Origin of the sequence: Salmonella sp. SAL4457, from assembly GCF_046548235.1 — a bacterium.
Lineage (GTDB): Bacteria > Pseudomonadota > Gammaproteobacteria > Enterobacterales > Enterobacteriaceae > Salmonella > Salmonella enterica.
Map to the genome: position 1 here is coordinate 1 of NZ_JBGDZO010000074.1, position 426 is coordinate 426.

Consider the following 426-nt stretch of genomic DNA (forward strand, 5'->3'; position numbering starts at 1 on the left):
GGTAGGCGGTGCCCCAGGCGCAGACCGCAGCCAGGACCAGGTGGATGATCCCTTCGCTGTCGCCGCCCAGCCACCAGGCGTGCAGGCAGGGAATCGCCGCTGCCACGGCGATGCACAGCAACGGTGTCTTGAAGCGCGGGTGCAGGTAGGTGAAGGCCTTCGGCAAGGCGCCATCCAGCGCCATCCCGTAGAGATTCCGCGGCAGGCCGGCCATCAGGGTGTTGATGGTGGCGGCCCCGGCGAACAGCAGGCCCACGCCCAGCCAGATGCGTCCGAACGGTCCCATCACCTGCTCGGCGAATCGCGGGATCGCCATCGGCGTCTCCAGCAGGTGCAGGCCGCCGCCGAGGTCGAGGTTTTCCACCTGCCGGCGCATCGCCGCGCCATAGAGGAACATGCAGCAGGCCACCCCGATCAACCCCAGGG

The 426-nt window shown here is 69.0% G+C and carries 1 protein-coding gene; it reads right to left on the reverse strand.

Annotated features, from left to right (window positions below):
- A partial coding sequence (locus tag ACLJNW_RS23290) for an amino acid permease (RefSeq protein WP_410961097.1) occupies positions 1-426 on the reverse strand: 426 nt, incomplete at both ends.